This is a genomic window from Vibrio owensii, from assembly GCF_002021755.1.
Taxonomy (GTDB): domain Bacteria; phylum Pseudomonadota; class Gammaproteobacteria; order Enterobacterales; family Vibrionaceae; genus Vibrio; species Vibrio owensii.
This window is the reverse complement of sequence record NZ_CP019959.1, coordinates 141,442-161,307: the sequence shown is the minus strand read 5'-3', so window position 1 is coordinate 161,307 and position 19,866 is coordinate 141,442. Positions and strand designations below refer to the sequence as shown.

The following is a 19,866-nucleotide window of genomic DNA, read 5'->3' as shown; positions in this document are numbered from 1 at the left end:
TCCTTAGTTGATGTTTAACCAGCGCGAAATTGGTTTCATGCAGTGGCTGACAGGCATGGGTGTCAGTTCTTTCTGCGTCAGTTCATCGCGGTAAATGTCTTCAATCGCTTTGACTGAGGCAGAAACCGTCAGATGCTGATTCGCGTGTTGATGCGCATTCTCGGCTAGCTTATTTCGTAGCGGCGCATCTTGAATCATCTGCTGAATCGCATTTAACAGACTTGCCATACCGTGATTGGCGAACAATAGGGCACTGTGGTTGTGCTCAAACAATTCCGGGATACCACCTGTTTTTGGTGCAATGATTGGCAACTTCGCGAGTGCCGCCTCACCAAGAACAAGACCAAATGCCTCTTCGTAAGCCCCACTGATGAAGGCATCTACATTACCCTTCATCCAATCTCCGGCGTTGTGTTGTTCACCAACAAAATGCACACGATCCTCCACACCCAAATCAACGGCTAACTGCTTCAATACGATACGTTCTTCACCATCACCAACAATCACCAAATGTGGATTATGTTGGTGGTAGTTGTGCATACGCATGGCTTGGATTAAGCGGTCAAAGCCTTTGCGCTTAATGAGAGATCCAATCGAAATAAAGGTGAACGCTTGGTGGGGAATGCCCAAACGATCTTTGACATCGATAGGTGCATCGTGACTCTCCAACGACACGCCGTTATGAACGACATGAAGATGTTCTTCTGGGTAACCATCTTTGAGAATCTCGTGACTCACGTCTTTACTCACACAAATCAATTTTGGAGAAAGGTGCAGACCCAGTGAGAAGCGGTCACGCAAGGTGTAGTGGCAGTGAAGTTGCGTTACCAAAGGGATGTGATTCATACGAGCAGCTAGGCACATCCACTGACATGGGCCGCCACTGTTTACGTGGACAAGGTCAATGTTGTGCTTTTCGATCAACGCTGTGCCTTGTTTGATCAAATCGTTCCAACCACTGATGTCCCAGCGAGGCGTGTTCCAACCGCCAACAAGGCTGAAGTTTGAATGTTCTGCTTCGATGCCCAAGGATTGGCATTTCTCAATCAAAGGCTCGCAGTTTGACCAGACAATCGGTTGGTACTGGTCGCGGTCAATATTTGTGATGAGGTCAAGCAGTACGACTTCGCTGCCGCGAATCCAGTTATCACCATAATGAACGTAAAGAATGCGTTTTGGAGTAGTCATAGTCGTTACCTCGGTTAGCCAATCTGTTTGGATTAGCTATTGCAACCGAGATGCCAAAATATGCCATTGATTTAAGTGTATGTTTTTAAATGGGAAATGCAGTGGGCGTAAAAATCAGATACGAAACTTCTCAAATTGAGAATGGATATGCATCAAGTGTGATTCTCAATTTGGTAGCGTTCAATCAGAATAGGAATGATGCTGCGAGAGGAATAGTGCGCTTTGATGGTCTCAATCGCTTTGTGGCGCATTGGGTATTGTTCGCTATGACTCATTTCCAACCAGCTATTGATCTTGTCGGTTAGCGCTGGAATATCGTGGGCGAGGAATCCATTTTGACCATCTTGGATCAAATCAGGAAGACGACCAACGTCAAGGCTTATCACAACGATACCACGAGCCATCGCCTCTAACGCCGCCATTGGCAAGCCCTCATAGCGCGATGAAATGACGAGAACGCTGATATTGCGCCAAACGGCATCCATGTCACTTTGATGGCCGTGAAATATCACGTTGGTTGGTGCACTTTCTACGAGTCTCGGTTTTTCGGGGCCGTCACCATAAATTGAGAACTCGACATCAGGAATTTGGCGGGCAATATCGATGAAGCGGTCCGCGCCTTTCTCATAGCTTAGGCGACCAACAAATGCGATTTCTTTGTAGCGACAATGCTGTTCGGGAATCGTAACAAAGTTATTGAGCAATTCTGATTGAGTGGGGAGCTTGTCTTGAATGGCCTGACTCACCGCAAAGCTGTGATCAGAGAGCCGCGCGGAATATCGATCGAGCCAGTCGTACGCCCAAACTTTGCCCGTTGGTGTTTCACCGGCGTGGTAGGTGGAGATTAAACGGGGGAAAGTACGAGTGAATAGCTTTGCGCTTCTAGCTAACAGTGCCGCTTTGTAACCATGGGTGTGAATAACGCTGGGTTGATGCTCGGCCACCGCGCCAGTGATTTGTTTGACTGGAATGGTTTTTGAGCGTTCTGACTTTGGGCACAGGTGCCATAAATAGCTCACAGGGATTTGAGCTTGGTTTAATTTGTCGATAAGTGGTGCTGGTGGATCGTATTCCACCACCAACACAACTCGTACGTTAACATGAAAGGACTGCAACCCAGTGGCGAGTTCGACTACATGGCTTTCAATACCACCATAAATGCGGCTATCTAGCAGTATCCAAACTTCGCCAACAACTGGGATCTCAAGATTGTTCGAGATTAGCTTCATCCGCTTCCCACGCTTGTTTTTTGCGATACACGGTGGAAGGGCTAAGCTCCAACATCACCGCCGCGTTAAGCACATTACCATCACAATACGCAATGGCGTTTTGAATCGCCTCTCGCTCAACTTTCCACATTGGACGAATGGTGCCATCGGAATTGAAGTAAGGTGATGACACTTGCGCCGCAGGGCTTGCTGGAGGCGCTTCGTTCGTAACCATAGTTGAGGAGAACTCCGGTTGCGCAGATGTTTCTACAGGCGCACTTTCTAATGGTTGTGATTGCATTGACGTTGCAGCGGTGACTGGATTTACCGCGGTTACTTGAGCACTTTCAACATGAGGTGGTGTGACAGTGCGTGCTTTTGACGGTTTGCGAGTCAGTTGAGCGGGTAGGTGTGCCAGCGTCACTTTGTCATCGTCATTCAACACAACTATGTTACGAATGATGTTTTGCAACTGACGCACATTGCCGGGCCAGTCATAGTGCTTAATCACATGTTGGGCTTCGCTGTCGATATTGCTGAACTTCTTCTTATCCTGCTTCGCGTATGTGGTTAAGAAATGCTTAGCTAGCGTGACAATGTCACTACCACGTTCGCGGAGTGGCGGCATATCGATTGGCACAACGTGCACACGATAGTACAAGTCTTCACGGAAACGGCCTTCTTCCACTTCGGTTAATGGATCTCTGTTGGTTGCACAGATAATCCGTACATCCACCTTCATCTCTTTGGTGCCGCCAAGCGGGGTGTAGGTTCCTGTTTGCAGAAAACGTAGAAGTTTTTTCTGCATCTCAAGTTCCATTTCACACAGTTCGTCTAGGAACAATGTGCCGCCGTGGGCAAGCGTTGCAGCACCTTTACGGTCGGTGGTTGCGCCGGTAAACGCGCCTTTAACGTGACCGAAAATTTCACTTTCCATCAAATCGCGTGGGATAGCGCCACAGTTAATGGCAATAAAAGGTTTGTCTCGACGGTCACTTTGTCTGTGAACCGCTTCCGCACACACTTCCTTACCCGTACCACTTTCACCAACGATAAATACGCTTGCAGAGGTTGGAGCAACCGCATCAATGGTTTTGTATACCGCCTGCATCGGTAGGCTAGAGCCAATAAAACCATGGTAGTTGTGGCGATCGAAGGTCGATTGAATATTTTCGACGAGATTTTCTAATTTCGCGCGTTTTAAGTGAAGAGCGACTGAGGTTTTTAAACGGTCCGCATTGATGGGCTTCTCTAGGAAGTCTTCTGCGCCTTTCTGGATCAGATTGACCGCAAGATCGACACTGCCGTGCGCCGTTGCGATGATTACGGAGGTCGGGATCTCGTTTTCATTGATCCAGTCCAACACGTCTTCGCCCGACATGTCCGGAAGTTTAAGGTCGAGAATGATAAGTTGCGGTTTGCTACGCTCAATGAATTGAATCGCCTCACGTCCAGTTTCTACGTGGAAGATGTCGTAAGGCTCATCCTTGACGTATTGCTTATAAAGTATGGCTAGTGAAGTAGAGTCTTCTACCAGTAACACCCTTGGTCTCATAATCCTTTCCCAACTTTCCTCAATTCGTTGTTTTAATGCGTTAAGTCGGCTTGAGGTTCATGCTGTCATGATAAGTTCGTTTTTCTTGTCTCAAGCTGATGGCTTCTTTTCGATTCTCATTTTGAGAATCTTTATATTTAAGTATTAGCACACGCTGTGAGGATTGCAGAAAATTCTTTATTTTTTAGTTAATTAAATCCCTGAAATTTGTTGTTAGTCTTCAAACCCTTGCTCTTTTCTTTGGTTTAGCGCGGTAAAAGACTGTTCTGCCAGTTCTGGTAAGGATTGGCAAAGCTCAAAAGCTTGTTTTGTATCACCTTCAACACAGTATTTCTCGATGGTGCGAGCGTGACGCGATAGAGTACGATTGCCTAAGGCAAGCGCAGAGCTACCAAGCGTGTGGACTTCAAACTCCATCGCTTCTTTGTCCTGGCTGTTGAGGGCCTGCTGGATCTTTTCGACGCGCTCACGAGATTCCTCAATATAGTGCTCGATTAAGGTAGGCATGATTTCCGCACAGGTATCTTTGATCATTTGCTGAAGAATCAACTCATCGACCAATTCTTGCTCCAACGTTACATCAGTTTGAGTATTCATAGTGCGCGCTCCCTATAAGGTAAATAATTCGCTGTTCTTTATTTGTTTCGATATTTTCGCTTTCAGCTTCTCTGGCAAAAAGCGCAGTTTTTTCACCTGACGAATCAGTTCGTCTTTTAAACCTGCGTTGTGCTTCATGTTGAGCACAGCGCCTAGCAGATTGGCATTGCTGGTTTCTAATAGCTTTTTAGCTTGGTCGATTTGGCTCGTAGTCGTTGAGCCGTAACTGGCAACCAGTACACAAGTATCGCAAACGCCTGCAACGGCTTGGGCAGGAATGTTGCTGCGGTTCATGCTCAGTAGCGGTGAAGTGTCAATTACCACTCGGTCGTATTGCTCAAGCCACTTATCGACCGCCTTTCGCAACATGGTTGGGTCGCGATAGGCGAGTTGTGTGCTCGCAAGGGAAGGGACGGTTAACCCTACCAGCGTTTGATGGTCTTCCTCACGAGAGATCAATTGTCCGACTTCTTCCGGTTCTTCTTCAAAAGCATGAACTGTGCTGTAAGCAGGCTTGAACAGGTTCAAGTCGACATAAAGTGTTTTATGACCTGCAAGAATCAAACGCTCTGCCAATGCAGAAGCCACAGACGTAACCCCATCTTCAGACTGACAAGCCACGACACTGATTGACCTGTAGCCCTTGAGTTCGCTTTGAAGATAGATTTGCTCAATCTCAGCATGTGTTGCAGGAATAGTCATTACAGCGCTCCTATTAACACTATGGTGGTGGTGATTTGTAGCAAGTCACGTAAACCAGCACGGGCTTTTTCGGCAAAACTTTCGTCTTTGTGCGGCACGTAAATCGTATCACCGGCACGAATCACAGGCAGGTCGTAAATGTTGGCGGTTTTGCTGAATTCAACCAAGTTAAACACACGCGCCTGACCTTGGCAGCAAGACATGTTAACCACACTGATCTTCTCAACGTAAGCACTGTCACTCGGTCCACCAGCTTCAGCAAGCAGGTCAAGAATGGTCATGTTGTCATTGAAGACATAGCGACCCGGTGCATGTACTTCACCCAGTACGCGAACTGTGGATTCTTTAGAGCGATCAAGCCAGTTCTTGTCTTTCTCTGGAATGTAGATGGTATCGCCAGGGCGTACATCTGGCAGAATTGATTCATCGCCAGTTTCAAAGTAAAGCGACAGGTTAAGTTTGCTCACTTTTGCGTAACCTAAACCACGATGCGTCACTCGGATGTTATGAATATCAGCATCTTTGGTTGGGCCATCAGCCGCAGACAAGATATCTAGGAAATGCATCTCTTTAGTAAAGCGGTAACGACCCGGCGCGTTGATCTGACCGAACACGTAAATCGATGCATCAGAGCTTTGGCTGACCCACTGTGATTTGTTGTCTGATGGATCGTCTGGTAGCGCATGAACACGAACCACTGTGCCAGCGGAAACCCTTGGCAACTTAGAATGTGGTGAGCCTTGTAGGATGTATTTATCCAAATCAAACTTGGTGACTTTACCGTTGTTGGAGATTTCAATCTTACTGGTGTCCGCACGGCGAGTAGGGCCGCCCACATGAGCAATCAAATCGATCAAGTCCATTTCGTCTGACCATTCGATACGACCGGGACGAACCACTTCACCCATTACAGCGACCGCACGACTTGGTGCAACCTTCAGCCATGACTTTTCATTCATGTCGGTTTTTTCAGGGACGAAGATAGCGTCACCTGGGCCAACCGTCGGTACTTTTTGCTTAGACAACCCTTCGGTGTGAGCGGTTAAGTCGAAATTGATAACACCACCATCCGCTTTGATCACGCGGATTTGGCGAGATTCTGCGAAACGCGTTGGACCACCTGCGTTAGCAAGAATGTCCATAAAGCTCGCACCTTTTTTGCCTTCGTAGGCACCAGGGTGAGCTACTTCACCCATCACGTAAACCACGTTCGCGCCCGCTTTAATTTCTTCTTCCTGCTTTGGCACAAAGATGGTTGCACCTGGTAGGATCTCAGGCAGCAAGCTCTGGTCACCTGTATCTAGGTAGCGCTTAAGGTTAAACATAATCGGTGTGTTGTTGGTGATAACGCGGATTTGTTCCACACTAGCGTAACGGGTAACACCGCCAGCGCGCATGACCACATCGACAAGTGTCGTGTTGGGTTTGTAGGTAAATGAGCCCGGTGCGTTTACTTCACCAAACACTTTAATTGCGCGGGCAGAATCGGCACTGTCGCCCGAGTTTGCCAGTTTTGCTGCATCGAATTCTTGTTCAATATTACCCACCAATGGTGAAGCAGGGACGAAGAGTACGTCCAATGATTCTAGAGTGGGCAGTTTTGAATCGTCGCCGGTATCGAGGAAGCGTTTGTAGTCGAACTCAATGTTCTTGTTGCCACGCTTTACGATGATTTTATCAAGCTGAGCACCGGCACGTAGACCGCCAGCTTCGTACAGGAACATTTGAATATTGGAGCCAGATGGAAGCGTATATTCGCCCGGCTTAACCACGTAGCCCTGTACTGAAATCAATAGCTGTTGTTGTTTAATGAATACACGTGCGTTACTTACATCGCGGAACACAGTTTTAAGGTTATCGGTGATGACATTTTGAAGCTGAGCCTCGTTGTAACCCGCAACAAAAACCGGCCCGATTTCTGGCAGATTGATGCGGCCACGTTTATCAACTTGGAAACCTTTATTCAGCGATGCTTCACCAGGCAGGTTGATTTGTACCAAGTCGCCGACTTTAACCACGTCATCTTCCGCTGCCCACGCTGTATTGATGGTGATTAAACACAGCATCAGTAGGGTGGTAATGGCTTTGAGGATTCTCATAGTGTGCCTCCCATTTCTGCGCTTGTGTCTGAATTAGCATTCAGAACTTCGATGCTCACACGGCGATTAGTCAAACGAACCGCTGGTGTTTGCCCTTCGTAAAGAGGCAGTGTTTCGCCCACAGATTTGGTTTGCACACGGTCAGAGGTGATGCCGAATACGTTCAAGTAACGCTTAACTTGCTCAGCTCGGTCTTGAGCCAATTTTTGGTTGTATTCCGGTGTGCCCGTTGCGTCTGCATGTCCGGTTACGACCAGAGATAAAGATGGATGGTCACGAAGGATATAAGCCGCCTCAGCAAGATGTCCCATGTACTTTGGGTTGATCTCCGCAGAGTCGACAGCGAATTGGTTATCTACGTTCAGTAGGTCATAGATGTCTGCAACGATGTTTAGGTCGCTGCGCAATGCTTCTATGTCTTGTGGTGGTTTACACGTAGTTTGCGATAATACGTAATCGAGTTGTTGCTCAAGCTGGTTTAGGCGTCGGCGCTGAATCACGATGTCGTTAGCTGCATCAAGAAGTAGTCCACCTTCCAACTCACGAGCGATACGGTTTTGTTTCTCAAGTGCCTGCACGACGGCTGCAGGGAAACACCAGCGTGCGCCTTCTTGAATCAAAGCATCCAAGTGCAGTTTAGTTAACTGCCAATCGAAACGTAAACCGTGCTCAGGGCCAAGAGGCTCGTCGGGCATCACTGGTGAAAACTGATAATTCTCGATAGAAATATCTTGGTAGCTTTCAGCCATGCCACCCTTGCCGTGATCAGGGTAGTTAAACGTTGAGCAACCAAACATGCCGACAACGAGACTACAAAACACACTTTGTCGTAAAAGATTCACCATGCCAACCTCCGTATCAACCGGTATTTTTTTAATGACCTTTTGAATTGACCGGGATAGCGTGATTGATGCGTAACAGGCTCATGATCTCCAATGGCTGTCCTGATACGTTTTCAATAACCATGCTACGCTCACGTTCAACTAGGCGCTTATATAGATAAACAATGGCACCAATCCCAGAAGAATCAAGAAATTGGACGTGTTGTAGGTTGATTTCTACTTCCTTGTGATCGTCACTGTGAATCACCTCATCAATTTGATGTTGTGCTTGACGGCAGCCTTTTGCATCTAGGTCGCCAAAAAATTCGATAGTTAGCGTGTTTGGGGTAGTTTCAAGTTTACGTAGTTCCATGATGCTTTCTCCATTTACTCGATTTCCTGATTTGGATAGAGCAGGGAACGTGCCAAATAAAAAATCCTTTAATTACAGGGTATTAAATAAGTGTAGAACGATGTTTCATATTGAGAATCTGGTTTTTCTCAATATGAGAATCAAAAAAGTGAATCGTTTTAGGGGTTTATAAATGCTAATTTGATCTGATCTTTATGTATGTAGTTGCACTTATTTGCTTATGAGTGTTGCGTTGAGTCGTAGAACGTAAAATGTGGGTTAGGCGTTTAAAGAGAGGTACGGTTCAATAGAGGAGCTTTTTCGTACAAGGTTCCCGCATGCCATTAAGAATGACATTGATTGCCCTCGCTGTAATATCTTCCGCCCAGCCTCAAGCTGATCCCAACTTACTACCACCTGTTTCACTTGCTGATTCCTATCAAGACGGAATAGACGTATCCCAGTACTGGTATAGCGAAAAGCTCGATGGCATTCGGGCGTATTGGACGGGACAACATCTAGTGACACGAAATGGGAATCGCATTTACGCGCCAGATTGGTTTATCCGAGTGTTACCTGATTACCCATTAGATGGCGAATTGTGGGCAGGGCGAGGTAACTTCCATCTTGTTCAGCAGACGGTTTTAGACAGAACGCCGGTAGACAGTGCATGGCAAAGAATCGATTTTATGCTGTTTGATATGCCGTATTCGGCGGGTGATTATAGAAAACGTTACTACAACATTCAGGACTTGGTGTTTGCGATTGACGCGCCTCATATTAAGTACGTTGAGCATCGTGCAATTCAAGATGAGAAACATTTGTTCGAACAACTCGACCAAATTTCGCAATCTGACGGTGAAGGTGTCATGTTGAGAAAGGTATCAAGCCGTTATCAGGCAGGAAGAGGCAGTGATTTACTCAAGCTCAAACGCTTTGAAGATGCAGAAGCCTTAGTGGTCGGTTACAAACCAGGGACGGGACGTTTACTGGGAATGATGGGAGCGCTGCTGGTGCGTTTGAGCAATGGCACAGAGTTTTACATTGGCAGTGGCTTTACCGATGATGTAAGAAAGTCTCCGCCACGAATCGGCTCAACAGTCACGTTTCGCTTTAACGGTTATACCCATAATGGAAAACCACAATTTGCACGATTCCTAAGAGAGCGAGTTCCTCAATAAATCGAAGCTACTGATTGCCAACACTCACACCGCAGCGTTCAAATAAGTCTTTCCAGAATTGCACATGCTCCAATGTCTTTTGTCGAAATTGGTCATGTGCTTTTTCAATACCGTAGTTTGCGCCATGTGCGGCCATTCTTTGTTCGATTAAGTTAATCCCGCCACCGAGCTGCTGATAAGTACTGTCGACAAACGCCATGTAAGGTTGAACCTCACCGACATAAATGGACTGAAAGACGTTTCTCAAATAGCGAAACTTCGTGGTGTCTCGGTTAGCACCACAAATAATTTTGTCTTGGTTTGCTTCGAGCATTTGTGTGGTTTGTTCTAGCCAATGGGTCGCATCAATCAAGGTGTAATACAGTCGTCCAACGAGACGTGTTTTTTCAATCTCTTCTTGATAGTTCACTATCGTCACGTCGGGTAAGCGAGAAAGGGTGCGATAGGGCGTTTGGTACATTTCATCCAAAGCTAGGAAAGCGTCTCGTACGTGGGCAACTTGGTCTTTGCTCTCCATCGGCAACCATTCAGACCCGGTTAATTGCTTGCGCATGGCATCGCTAGTCAGCAACATATTGTCGAGATGTACGCTTAGATGATGCCATTTCTGATCGTACAATCCGTTAAGTTTTGTGCTTTCTTCGTCACTCAATGGGTAATCGCTCAAGCATCCATTCAGCGTTCTGAGCAGATTGGTTTGATAGTCGAAATCGTAAAAGGCGTCTTGAACCTTACCTAGTTGCGAGTTCTTTTCTGCGAGCAAGTTGAATAGACCACATTGACGCAATTGATAGCTTTCTAGTAGGCCAAGTGAAAGGCGAGGGAGCTCTTGAAAAAGTTCTCTTTTCTCAGGAACAGTGACAGCAGGAGAAGCCTCTAGATCAGATTCTGATGTGTCTAACACGTTAGCCAAGCGCTGATTGTATTTTTCGAATACCGCTTTCTCTGGGTTAAACCATTCGTTACACCCAGTGAGTAAGCTTGTCGATAATAAAAGCGCCGTAGCAACAAGTGAACTTCTCACAGCATTTCCTTTTTAATCACTTAGATAAGTATACTTTGTGACGAGCGGGAGAGATCAAAAAAGCCAGCGTTCGCTGGCTTTAAGATTTGATAGTCGAAGTTTGAACTACTGCTGAGAGAAATTCAATTGCACTTCAGGGTCTTGGCGGTGCATCCAACGCAAGCGAATACCTAGTAGGAATGCCGCCGACGATAGACCAATGATAAATCCTAACCAGAAACCTTGTGCGCCCATAGGCTCAACAATCCAGTCTGTACGACCTAACACGTAGCCGATTGGCAAACCAAGCAACCAGTAGGCAATAAAGGTACGGTTGAAGATCGCGCGCATGTCTTTGTAACCGCGCAGAGCACCTGCCGCAATAACTTGTACCGCATCGGTACATTGGTAAATCGCAGCAAACAGCAATAGCACCATCGCCAGTTTGATAACTTCAGGGTTATTGGTGTAAAGCAGGGCAATTTGCTCACGGAACACAACAGTTAGAATTGCCGTCATCATCGCAAGAGCAAGACCAACCATCACACCTACGCGAGAAGCAACACGTGCGCCATCGACGTTTTCTTCACCCAAGCGGTGACCAACGCGGATACTCACTGCAGCACCCACACTCATTGGTAACATGAAAACAAGTGAAGAGAAGTTAATCGCAACTTGGTGCGCGGCAACAATGATCGAACCGAGTGGAGAGACCAAAAGCGCAACCACGGCAAACAACGTCACTTCAAAGAACAACGCCGCAGCGACAGGGAAGCCCAGTTTGAATAGGCGAATTTGAGCCTTTAGTTGAGGCTTGTGGAACTCGCCAAACAGGTTGATGCTTTTTAGTCGTGCAGAAGTGGTTACGTATAGAAGCAGTAAGCCAAACATCACCCAGTAGACGATCGCGGTTGCAACACCACAGCCCACACCACCTAGTGCAGGTGCGCCGAATTTACCGTAAACGAAAATCCAGTTAAGTGGGATGTTCAGCATCAAGCCGATAAAGCCGATGAACATTGCAGGCTTCGTTAGCGACATACCATCAGTAAAGCTGCGTAAGGTTTGGAATAGCAAGAACGCTGGTACAGCAAAAATAACCGCATGGATATAGCCAATGGTTTTCTCTGTCATTGCTGTTTCGACATCCATTAACCCAAGAATGAACTGGGTTTGGAACAACACTCCGATGATTGGAATGCTGATCAGTAGGGCAAGCACAATGCCTTGTTGGATCTCAAATGGGATTTTAACGCGGCGACCGGAACCGTTAAGTTGAGCAACCACTGGTACAAGCGCCATCAATAAACCCACACCAAATAGAATTGATGGAAGCCAGATACTTGCAGCCACAGACACCGCAGCCATGTCGGTCGCGCTGACGCCACCTGCCATTACGGTATCGACAAAGCCCATCCCCGTCTGCGCGACAGAAGCGATCAACACAGGGGTAGCTAATTTAATAAGACTCGATGCTTCTTCTTTATAGCGATGCACGAAATACTCCAGAGCGGAACAATATATTGTAAAAGAAATAATTTGAATCGAAAGAGAGTGCTCGAGGACAAAAGATGTGATGAACTGATCTGATGGTTGATTTTAGTCACTATAAGGTGAAAAAATGCCTCGGTGGAACTCCGCGCAGATGATAAACAATTGTATGCTCAGATACCATACCCACAAGATGTGGATTTTTGGTTAATTGATAGACGATTGTAAAAACACTCGGCGGACGTTTAGCTTGGCTATCAGTCGCTTCTAACAAATAGGTAAAAAGAATGTTTACAGGAATCGTTCAGGGTACGGCTAAAGTCGTTCATATCGACAAGAAAGATCGCTTTCAAACTCACGTTGTTGAACTGGAAGGCGCATTAAATGAAGGTCTTGAAATTGGCGCGTCTGTTGCGCACAACGGTTGTTGCCTCACCGTAACGAAAATCGAAGGATCGCAAATCAGCTTTGACCTAATGCAAGCGACACTTGCGCTGACTAACCTAGGCGAATTGGTGGCAGGCGACAGCGTCAACATTGAGCGCGCAGCAAAGTTCGGTGATGAGATCGGCGGTCATAGCATGTCTGGTCACATTAGCTTAATGGCAGAAATTGCAGACGTCATTGATACGCCAAACAACCGCACGATTTGGTTTTTGCTGCCAGAAGAATCAATGAAGTACGTGCTTGCGAAAGGCTACATTGGCTTAGATGGATGCTCACTGACCATTGGTGAAGTCGAAGACAACCGTTTCTCAGTACACTTAATTCCGGAAACGCTCGAAAGAACCTTATTTGGTCGTCGCCAAGTGGGTGAAAAAATCAACGTAGAATTCGATCCACAAACGCAAGCAATTGTTGATACGGTAGAACGTGTATTGGCAGCGAAGCAGCTGTAGTTCTGCGAGGAATAGCTACTCTGTTTAACTAGGCAAAAGTAACAGGGTAAAAATAATAAAGGAGCACTTGAGGCTCCTTTTTTGTTTCTTCTGTTTTTAGGGGGGGATGTGAGTTCCTACTCGTAGTTGTCGTCAATGAACAATTCGACCTTTTGCTGCAACTCATCAACTTTCATGTTGAGGTGAATCGCATGACAACAAGCCGGACAGTCATCATAGAACTCTTGGTTACCATTACTTGCATCGAGAGTGATGCCGATTGAGTGCCCGCAGTGGGGACATTTCACATGTCTTTCAGTGTAATTTTGCATACAAAAACTCCTAGTATTGCAGGGCTTTTAATACTTTATTGTAGAGAAAATACAGCCCTTATTTATTCGCTTGTCTCTTAGGGTTAGAGATACAACGTAAGCCGAGTTACTTAGAATATTAGGTGCTCTTGTTGCTAATTGAGTCGAAATAAGTACAAAAGTTGACCCCAAACCCAACGTTGGGCTTGGGGCCTTTCTCTAGAGTGATATGCGTCGAAAATTTACACTCGGCAATGATCTTTTCCTTCCAAATCAATAAGAAATTATCTTCTTAATTATCGATTGCGCTTGCTCCAGATAATGTCCGCCAAACAGGTTGCAATGGTTGAGAACATGATAGAGATTATAGATATCTTTACGTTCTTCATAGCCAACCGAAAGTGGTGCAACTGATTCATATCCTTGATAAAAATCAGGTTGGAAACCCCCAAATAACTCGGTCATGGCGAGGTCACATTCCCGGTCTCCCCAATAACAGGCTGGATCAAAACTAATAGGTCCTGCAGGGGTCAGTGCAACGTTTCCATTCCACAGGTCACCGTGCAGAAGAGAAGGCTGAGGTGAGTGATTTGCTAAAAGCTGTTTCACGACGTCAATAAAGTCATCGATATCAACCAAAGATACGCCTTTTTCCTTCAGCAATTGTAATTGCCATCCAATGCGCTGTTCAGCGAAGAAGACGCACCATTTCTTGTGCCATTGATTTGGTTGAAGTGTAGACCCGATATAATTATCGCTGTCGAAACCGAACTCTTTCTGTTCGCCCCATAAGTGAAGGCGCGCCAGTTGTTGGCCAAACTTAAAGCTGTTGCTGGCATCTTCAAGCGGTTTGGTTGGGAGGTAATTAAGAATAATAAAGGAGTGCGTTTTAGTTTTACCGACTAAAACGACTTCAGGGACAAATAGAGTAGAGGTTTCACGTAAAAGGTGAAGGCTTTCCGCTTCTACTTCAAACTTGGCTAAGAAATCCCGATCATTAAGTTTGACGAAATAGCGTTGCTCTCCGTCATTGATCATGTAGCTTTCGCTAATGTCGCCGCCTGAAAGTTTCACTTTCTCGGTGATTTGATATTCAAACATTAAGGTATCAGAAAGCTGTTGCGATATTGCTTGCCACATACAAAACCTCGCTCATCTATTTGACCAACAATAGTTTAGGATAAACGGCGGAAGATTGACGCGCACTTGAGCAAACTTCGACAATAAATACGTCGGTCATAGTGAAAAATGTGCATAAGTGTGAATCATGTCGCCTATAACTCTATGATTTATCGACTTAACATATGGAGCTATTGAGATACAACGAGTATTATAATTTTTTTGACTTTAGTTCCATTGGTGGCATGAAAATACTGATTTGTGATGATTCGGCAGTCGCACGAAAGTTGATTTCCCGATCCATCGTACAAGATACATCATTGCACCTTCTCGAAGCCCAAGATGGTCACGAGGCGTTAAAAGTCCTAGCGGAACAAAATATTGACGTTTTGTTTCTCGATTTGACGATGCCGATAATGGACGGATTCGAGGTACTAGAGTCTCTGCCTGTTAGCCAACATCAAACCAAGATCGTCATCGTTTCGGGTGACGTTCAGCAAGAAGCCAAACAACGTTGTTTAGATCTTGGTGCAATAGACTTTATTGCGAAACCACTCTCTGAAGAACAAGTCGTTCCTTTGTATGAAAGTCTGGGGTTGCATTACGCCTTTAGTTCTAGTGTTGAAATTGAACCAACGCCAAATATAGAAATTACCCCATTGTCTAAGTTCCGAGAGGTAGCCAATATTGCGCTAGGTAAAGGTGCAGCAATCATGGCGGACCATTTGCGCGAATTTATTCAACTTCCAGTGCCTCATGTAGGACCTCTTTCTTATGGCGAGCTTCATATGACACTGGTGGATGTGATCGGGCGTGAGAGTTCTGTGGCGGTTGCCCAGCGATTTGTTGGTGGTGGTATCCACGGTGAAGCACTGGTTTGTTTGCGCGGTAAAGACATCAACCAAATCGGTGAGCGGTTGGGGTACTTACTAGAGTTTACGCCACACAATGAAATCATCTTAAATGTGTCTAACTTGTTGGTTTCTTCTTTCCTAACGTCTTTAGGTAACCAACTGGATAAGCAATTCTCTCTGCGTCAGCCAGGTATCATTGAAACCATTACGCCTTTCAGTGAAGAAAAGGGCGAAGCTGGCCAACTCTTTACCATCGAATACACCTACATGGCAGAGGCACTCGACTTTGAGTGTGAAGTTCTGTTTTTGATAGATAAATCATCCGTAGAAATCATCTATGAAATCATGGAGTTAATCTAATGTCCGAAATCACGCTGGACATAGCAGACTTTCACTGGGTTACCCAAATTCTGGATACCATGGACTCTGGACTTATCGTACTCGACCAAGAGTATAAAGTCTGTGTGTGGAACAGTTTCATGCAGTCGTACAGCGGTATCTTGTCGCAAAACATCTTAGGTGAGTGCTTATTTGATCACTTTGAAGATCTACCACGAACATGGTTAGAGACAAAGTTGAAAACGTCGGCTGATTTAGAGACGCGTTCATTCTCTAGCTGGGAAAACCGACCATATCTTTTTAAGTTCAACAACTTCTCGCCGGTTTCAAACAGCAGCAACCTGATGTTCCAAGACATTGTGATCACGCCATTACGCTCCCTCTCAGGAGAAGTGAGCCACATTGCGATTCAAATCAACGATGTCTCAGAAACCGCGCGTAACCGTATTCACTTGAGAGAAACCAACCAGCACCTTTCTGAAATCAGTCGTAAAGATGGCCTCACGGGGTTATTTAACCGTGCGTACTGGGAGCAGTCATTGAAAGAAGAGTTTGCCCAACTCAAAGTCATTGAAGGGGCAAGCTCGTTGGTGATCTTTGATATTGACCACTTTAAAAAGGTCAACGACACCTATGGCCACCACACTGGCGATGAAGTGATTCGTCGTACATCTAGCTTATTGCGCAAAACTGCACGCAGCAGTGATGTTTGTGGGCGTTTCGGTGGGGAAGAATTTACTGTTCTACTACCGCATACCAATCAAGAGCAGGCGAGCTATTTTGCAGAGCGTTTAAGAAAGCGAATCGAGCAAGAAATCGTGAAAGTTGAAGACTTTTTGATTAACTACACGATAAGTATCGGCGTTTGCGAGTATAAATCGTACTTCGAGAGTCACACACAATGGCTTAAGAGTGCCGATGCTGCGTTATATCGTGCTAAAGAAAATGGACGAAATCAAACCTGTTGTCACGAAGATGACTAACCTAATTGGTTGAAAACCATTCAGTTAACGCATCAATGCTTATTAATATGAAATAAGTTAATGAAATTTTCTCGGCATGTCTTACTATTGAAACTATTTCGCTTTCAGCTTCGAAGGCTTGCACTAAACGGAGAAAAACAGTGGTTGTAGAAACCGATGGATATCTCGCTCTAATCGAGCACTTGTCACTTAACTTAGATATTTTCACGTCTGAAATCGGTGACACAGGATCAGAAAGCATTGAAGATGTCGTGACTGACATGGTTGCGTCGAACATCATGGCGATATTCGAACAAAACCCAGAATTGCATTCAAGTGTGCGCTTTAAGTTACTAAAAGAAGCTGATGCGGTAGTAGAAGATTTGGGTGAAGTGCTTGCGGGTGTGTGGACGAAAAAAGCGACCAATGAACAGATCGCTTTTTTAGATGAATACATCGCGTTGGTGAAGAACTTGTTTGATACAGCTGTCGCGACCTACGACTGATTCCAATCTCTCGTCATTCCTATTCAAAGAGGAGTTACATTGTAACTCTTCTTACTTGCCAAAATTTCGATGCCCAATACGGGTTGTCGATTCTTGAAATGATCACGCCTTTCGATGTGGAAGCGTGCATAAACTGCTTATTACCCAAGTAGATACCGACATGGTATGTGCTTCTTCTGGTCTTAAAAAACACCAAGTCGCCTTGCTGCGCATCAGACCAACTCATCTCAACACCTTGTTTAGACTGTTGGCGCGTTGTTCGCGGTAATGACATTTGGTATGCCTCGACAAAGGCTTTTTGTACAAACGCAGAACAGTCTATGCCTGATTTTTTTGTACCGCCTAAACGATAGGGCGTGCCTTCCCATTCATTAAAAAACTGAAACAAGTCCTGATTGTCGGACAGAAGTTGGTTGACTGGAAGGGAGGCGTTTACTTGCGTTACTGGGTCTGGACCAGAAGAACACGCACTAAGTAGCGTACTGATTATTAAAGGGAAAAATATACGACGTACTTTGTACACAGGTCATCTCCATGACTTAAAACTGAAATATTAGTGTCATAACCAATGCCTACTATGGGCTGAAAATCACGTTTTTGTCTCACTTATGTGACGAACAAACGGAAAGTTGATTCAAAACCAAGAAAGAACATAAATTGATTATGACAGAGCGCAAACGTTTACGCCTTTCTCTTTCACTGATTCAGACTATCAGTGCAACATTTTTAACTATCATCGCACTTGTTATAGCCCTTTCTGTCTCAAGTTTCAAAGGAATGGAACAGATTGGCGAACAATTTGAAGAGTTGTCTCAAAAAGCGTTACCCATGGCAATGGCAAATGCGACACTCACAAGGAACGTTTTAGAGCAGGTCAAACTGCTGAACTATGGAATGCAAATAACCGATCCGAATGAACTTCCTCTAATCACTTCGCAAATTGAAGAGCTAGCTCAGCAAAGTGATGGGCTCATAGCGCAAACTTCCGGTGTTGCTGAACACCTATCAAGCATGCTCAAAGAAAACGTTGCTGAGTTGCATCAAGTCACCAATTCCATTTTATCGAAACAGTCTGCGGTGATTCAGATGCAAAGCGACATTAACTCGGCCGTCGGTGGGTTTCGATATGGCTTAAGTTCGATTGGTCCGGAGATGAACCGTATCAGCTCGTTTCTAAGCAACGATAACCCTGAATCGAGTGATGCGGCAAATCGCTTCATTGCATCCGCAAGCTCGATGGAAAGCACCTTCTTGGTCATGATGATGCAAACCGAGTTAGAGAAAGCGGAGCAAGAATACAGAGAAATGCGAAACCGTATCGCTGGTATCAACCTCGCTTACGATGACTTCAAAGAATGGCATCCGGAAGTGACAGAGTTCGCCAGCCTAACTGCGCCTTATGAGATGGTACAGGCAGGCTTCAAAGATGACGGGGTTTTGCGTTTGATTCTGGCGAAACTTGAGCAGAGCGAACAGCAAAAGGTCGAGTTTCAGCGTGCCTCTCAGCTCTCAAACGAAACCATGTATTTGCTCGACCAAGTATCTGAATCTGCCTCAGCGCTGATTGATGAGCGTGAAACCATTGTCCACAGCACCATTCAAAACGTCAGTTTGATGGTTGTTGTTGCCGCTGGCGTTATCTCGCTTGTGGTTTTAGTGACTTGGTTTGGCCTTCGTACTTGGATTAATCGAGGATTGAAAAACATCCTTACTCGTCTCTCCGCGTTAACGGAACATGATTTCCGAGATAAAGCGCAAGAGATTGGCCCGTTTGAACTTAAAGAAGTTGCACGCAAACTCAACCAAGTTATCGATTCAACACACGATTCGATTTCTACCGTCACGCGTAACTGCGAAACCTTGTATCAAACCGCTGAGATAAGCCACGATGCGGCAGAGCAAACCAATCAAAGTTTAACGGTGCAAAATGAAGCACTGGCGAGCATGGTGACGACCATTACTCAGTTAGAAGCATCGATTAGAGAGATCGCGACGGTGACGAATGCCTCTTCCGAAGATTCGCATTTAGCGACGGAACACACAGTGACAGGCGTTGCTGTGGTAGAGCAAAACCGTCAGCGTTTGGAGTCATTAGAAAGCTCACTCAACATCAATGAACACTCCATGATTGAACTCGACCAACGAGTAAAACAGATTCGTGAGATGGTGGATATGATCAGCGGCATTGCCGATAACACCAACTTACTTGCTTTGAATGCGGCGATTGAAGCGGCGCGTGCAGGGGAACAAGGGCGAGGTTTTGCAGTCGTTGCCGATGAGGTTCGTAAGTTAGCCTGTGATACTTCGCAGCAGACCACCAATATTCGTGAAATGATGAATGAGTTAATCGCTGCGGCAGAACGATCACGCAAAGCGGTGAATGACTCACGTGAGGAAATGTCTTACGCATTGCAGTCGAGTGATGAAGTGAAATCGGCATTCTCAGACATTAACGCAGCGGTTCAGCATATCCAACAGCGTGTCGAACAGATCTCTGTTGCGACAGAAGAGCAAGAACGAGCAACGGCGGACGTGTCGCAAGCCATTACACACATTTCTGACCAAGGTGAACACACCAAACTCCAATTAGAATCCATGGTCGAAAGCTCAGAGCAAGTCGCAGACATCGCGGGCCACCAACAAGCGATGTTGCATAAATACGAACTGCATCAAGTGAGTTGATCCAGTATTAGGTAAGAG

Annotated in this window: 19 protein-coding genes; 6 read left to right on the top strand and 13 right to left on the bottom strand. The window is 45.7% G+C overall.

The features are described from left to right. Positions 1 to 3: 3 nt before the first annotated feature. The 8 genes from A9237_RS00700 to A9237_RS00665 all read right to left on the bottom strand — a co-directional run bounded on the left by A9237_RS00700 (position 4) and on the right by A9237_RS00665 (position 8,543). Positions 4 to 1,188, bottom strand: coding sequence for a glycosyltransferase (locus A9237_RS00700; RefSeq protein ID WP_078607137.1), 1,185 nt, complete (start codon positions 1,186 to 1,188; stop codon positions 4 to 6). 152 nt (positions 1,189 to 1,340) lie between these two features. Next, positions 1,341 to 2,417 carry a glycosyltransferase family 4 protein gene (locus A9237_RS00695; RefSeq protein WP_078607134.1) on the bottom strand — a complete coding sequence of 359 codons (1,077 nt, stop codon included), beginning with the start codon at positions 2,415 to 2,417 and terminating at the stop codon, positions 1,341 to 1,343. Beyond that, positions 2,392 to 3,951: a sigma-54-dependent transcriptional regulator gene (locus A9237_RS00690; RefSeq protein ID WP_078607132.1), complete on the bottom strand. Its 1,560-nt coding sequence runs from the start codon at positions 3,949 to 3,951 to the stop codon at positions 2,392 to 2,394. The genes A9237_RS00695 and A9237_RS00690 overlap by 26 nt, the downstream gene beginning before the upstream one ends. A gap of 213 nt (positions 3,952 to 4,164) precedes the next feature. Further along, positions 4,165 to 4,548 carry an Hpt domain-containing protein gene (locus A9237_RS00685; RefSeq protein WP_005440949.1) on the bottom strand — a complete coding sequence of 128 codons (384 nt, stop codon included), beginning with the start codon at positions 4,546 to 4,548 and terminating at the stop codon, positions 4,165 to 4,167. A 12-nt stretch (positions 4,549 to 4,560) separates the two neighbouring features. After that, positions 4,561 to 5,250 (bottom strand): AAA family ATPase, encoded by a 690-nt coding sequence (locus tag A9237_RS00680; RefSeq protein ID WP_078607130.1) that lies wholly within the window; start codon positions 5,248 to 5,250, stop codon positions 4,561 to 4,563. Continuing rightward, the gene (locus A9237_RS00675; protein ID WP_078607128.1) at positions 5,250 to 7,349 is read right to left on the bottom strand and encodes an SLBB domain-containing protein; all 2,100 of its coding nucleotides are present in this window, start codon (positions 7,347 to 7,349) and stop codon (positions 5,250 to 5,252) included. The genes A9237_RS00680 and A9237_RS00675 overlap by 1 nt, the downstream gene beginning before the upstream one ends. Beyond that, positions 7,346 to 8,194 (bottom strand): OmpA family protein, encoded by an 849-nt coding sequence (locus A9237_RS00670; protein WP_020198006.1) that lies wholly within the window; start codon positions 8,192 to 8,194, stop codon positions 7,346 to 7,348. The genes A9237_RS00675 and A9237_RS00670 overlap by 4 nt, the downstream gene beginning before the upstream one ends. A gap of 28 nt (positions 8,195 to 8,222) precedes the next feature. Then, entirely contained in the window at positions 8,223 to 8,543 is a 321-nt protein-coding gene (locus A9237_RS00665) for an STAS domain-containing protein (protein ID WP_078607126.1), read from the bottom strand. A 317-nt stretch (positions 8,544 to 8,860) separates the two neighbouring features. Between A9237_RS00665 and A9237_RS00660 the strand changes: the two genes are divergently transcribed. Beyond that, positions 8,861 to 9,703, top strand: coding sequence for a DNA ligase (locus A9237_RS00660; protein ID WP_078607124.1), 843 nt, complete (start codon positions 8,861 to 8,863; stop codon positions 9,701 to 9,703). Between the two features lie 7 nt (positions 9,704 to 9,710). Here the strand turns inward: A9237_RS00660 and A9237_RS00655 are convergent, their stop codons facing one another. Then, positions 9,711 to 10,727: a DUF3080 domain-containing protein gene (locus tag A9237_RS00655; RefSeq protein WP_078607122.1), complete on the bottom strand. Its 1,017-nt coding sequence runs from the start codon at positions 10,725 to 10,727 to the stop codon at positions 9,711 to 9,713. A 105-nt stretch (positions 10,728 to 10,832) separates the two neighbouring features. Then, positions 10,833 to 12,203 (bottom strand): MATE family efflux transporter, encoded by a 1,371-nt coding sequence (locus tag A9237_RS00650; protein WP_078607120.1) that lies wholly within the window; start codon positions 12,201 to 12,203, stop codon positions 10,833 to 10,835. A gap of 281 nt (positions 12,204 to 12,484) precedes the next feature. Between A9237_RS00650 and A9237_RS00645 the strand changes: the two genes are divergently transcribed. Further along, a complete protein-coding gene (locus A9237_RS00645) occupies positions 12,485 to 13,096 on the top strand; it encodes a riboflavin synthase subunit alpha (protein ID WP_078607118.1) in 612 nt (203 codons plus the stop codon). A 116-nt stretch (positions 13,097 to 13,212) separates the two neighbouring features. Here the strand turns inward: A9237_RS00645 and A9237_RS00640 are convergent, their stop codons facing one another. Beyond that, positions 13,213 to 13,407: a CPXCG motif-containing cysteine-rich protein gene (locus A9237_RS00640; RefSeq protein WP_005427574.1), complete on the bottom strand. Its 195-nt coding sequence runs from the start codon at positions 13,405 to 13,407 to the stop codon at positions 13,213 to 13,215. 252 nt (positions 13,408 to 13,659) lie between these two features. After that, entirely contained in the window at positions 13,660 to 14,526 is an 867-nt protein-coding gene (locus tag A9237_RS00635; RefSeq protein WP_039840916.1) for a fructosamine kinase family protein, read from the bottom strand. Between the two features lie 224 nt (positions 14,527 to 14,750). On the opposite strand from A9237_RS00635, the gene A9237_RS00630 reads away from it, so the two are divergent. The 3 genes from A9237_RS00630 to A9237_RS00620 all read left to right on the top strand — a co-directional run bounded on the left by A9237_RS00630 (position 14,751) and on the right by A9237_RS00620 (position 17,166). After that, the gene (locus A9237_RS00630; protein WP_078608691.1) at positions 14,751 to 15,719 is read left to right on the top strand and encodes a response regulator; all 969 of its coding nucleotides are present in this window, start codon (positions 14,751 to 14,753) and stop codon (positions 15,717 to 15,719) included. After that, positions 15,719 to 16,681: a GGDEF domain-containing protein gene (locus A9237_RS00625; RefSeq protein WP_020197995.1), complete on the top strand. Its 963-nt coding sequence runs from the start codon at positions 15,719 to 15,721 to the stop codon at positions 16,679 to 16,681. The genes A9237_RS00630 and A9237_RS00625 overlap by 1 nt, the downstream gene beginning before the upstream one ends. Positions 16,682 to 16,821: 140 nt before the next feature. Beyond that, positions 16,822 to 17,166, top strand: a complete 345-nt coding sequence (locus tag A9237_RS00620; RefSeq protein ID WP_005427720.1) for a DUF3802 family protein — start codon at positions 16,822 to 16,824, stop codon at positions 17,164 to 17,166. 34 nt (positions 17,167 to 17,200) lie between these two features. Here the strand turns inward: A9237_RS00620 and A9237_RS00615 are convergent, their stop codons facing one another. Further along, a complete protein-coding gene (locus tag A9237_RS00615) occupies positions 17,201 to 17,689 on the bottom strand; it encodes a C40 family peptidase (RefSeq protein ID WP_078607116.1) in 489 nt (162 codons plus the stop codon). A 140-nt stretch (positions 17,690 to 17,829) separates the two neighbouring features. Here A9237_RS00615 and A9237_RS00610 point away from each other — a divergent pair, with 140 nt between their 5' ends. Next, complete coding sequence (locus A9237_RS00610; RefSeq protein WP_078607114.1) at positions 17,830 to 19,848, top strand: methyl-accepting chemotaxis protein; 2,019 nt, start codon at positions 17,830 to 17,832, stop codon at positions 19,846 to 19,848. The last annotated feature ends 18 nt before the right edge of the window (positions 19,849 to 19,866 follow it).

Excerpts from the sequence above, each read along its gene's own strand:
- A9237_RS00680 (WP_078607130.1), bottom strand. The coding sequence starts at position 5,250 with ATGACTATTCCTGCAACACATGCTGAGATTGAGCAAATCTATCTTCAA.
- A9237_RS00660 (WP_078607124.1), top strand. The coding sequence starts at position 8,861 with ATGCCATTAAGAATGACATTGATTGCCCTCGCTGTAATATCTTCCGCC.
- A9237_RS00695 (WP_078607134.1), bottom strand. The coding sequence starts at position 2,417 with ATGAAGCTAATCTCGAACAATCTTGAGATCCCAGTTGTTGGCGAAGTT.
- A9237_RS00645 (WP_078607118.1), top strand. The coding sequence starts at position 12,485 with ATGTTTACAGGAATCGTTCAGGGTACGGCTAAAGTCGTTCATATCGAC.
- A9237_RS00610 (WP_078607114.1), top strand. The coding sequence starts at position 17,830 with ATGACAGAGCGCAAACGTTTACGCCTTTCTCTTTCACTGATTCAGACT.
- A9237_RS00635 (WP_039840916.1), bottom strand. The coding sequence starts at position 14,526 with ATGTGGCAAGCAATATCGCAACAGCTTTCTGATACCTTAATGTTTGAA.
- A9237_RS00640 (WP_005427574.1), bottom strand. The coding sequence starts at position 13,407 with ATGCAAAATTACACTGAAAGACATGTGAAATGTCCCCACTGCGGGCAC.
- A9237_RS00690 (WP_078607132.1), bottom strand. The coding sequence starts at position 3,951 with ATGAGACCAAGGGTGTTACTGGTAGAAGACTCTACTTCACTAGCCATA.
- A9237_RS00685 (WP_005440949.1), bottom strand. The coding sequence starts at position 4,548 with ATGAATACTCAAACTGATGTAACGTTGGAGCAAGAATTGGTCGATGAG.
- A9237_RS00665 (WP_078607126.1), bottom strand. The coding sequence starts at position 8,543 with ATGGAACTACGTAAACTTGAAACTACCCCAAACACGCTAACTATCGAA.
- A9237_RS00630 (WP_078608691.1), top strand. The coding sequence starts at position 14,751 with ATGAAAATACTGATTTGTGATGATTCGGCAGTCGCACGAAAGTTGATT.
- A9237_RS00670 (WP_020198006.1), bottom strand. The coding sequence starts at position 8,194 with ATGGTGAATCTTTTACGACAAAGTGTGTTTTGTAGTCTCGTTGTCGGC.
- A9237_RS00625 (WP_020197995.1), top strand. The coding sequence starts at position 15,719 with ATGTCCGAAATCACGCTGGACATAGCAGACTTTCACTGGGTTACCCAA.
- A9237_RS00700 (WP_078607137.1), bottom strand. The coding sequence starts at position 1,188 with ATGACTACTCCAAAACGCATTCTTTACGTTCATTATGGTGATAACTGG.
- A9237_RS00675 (WP_078607128.1), bottom strand. The coding sequence starts at position 7,349 with ATGAGAATCCTCAAAGCCATTACCACCCTACTGATGCTGTGTTTAATC.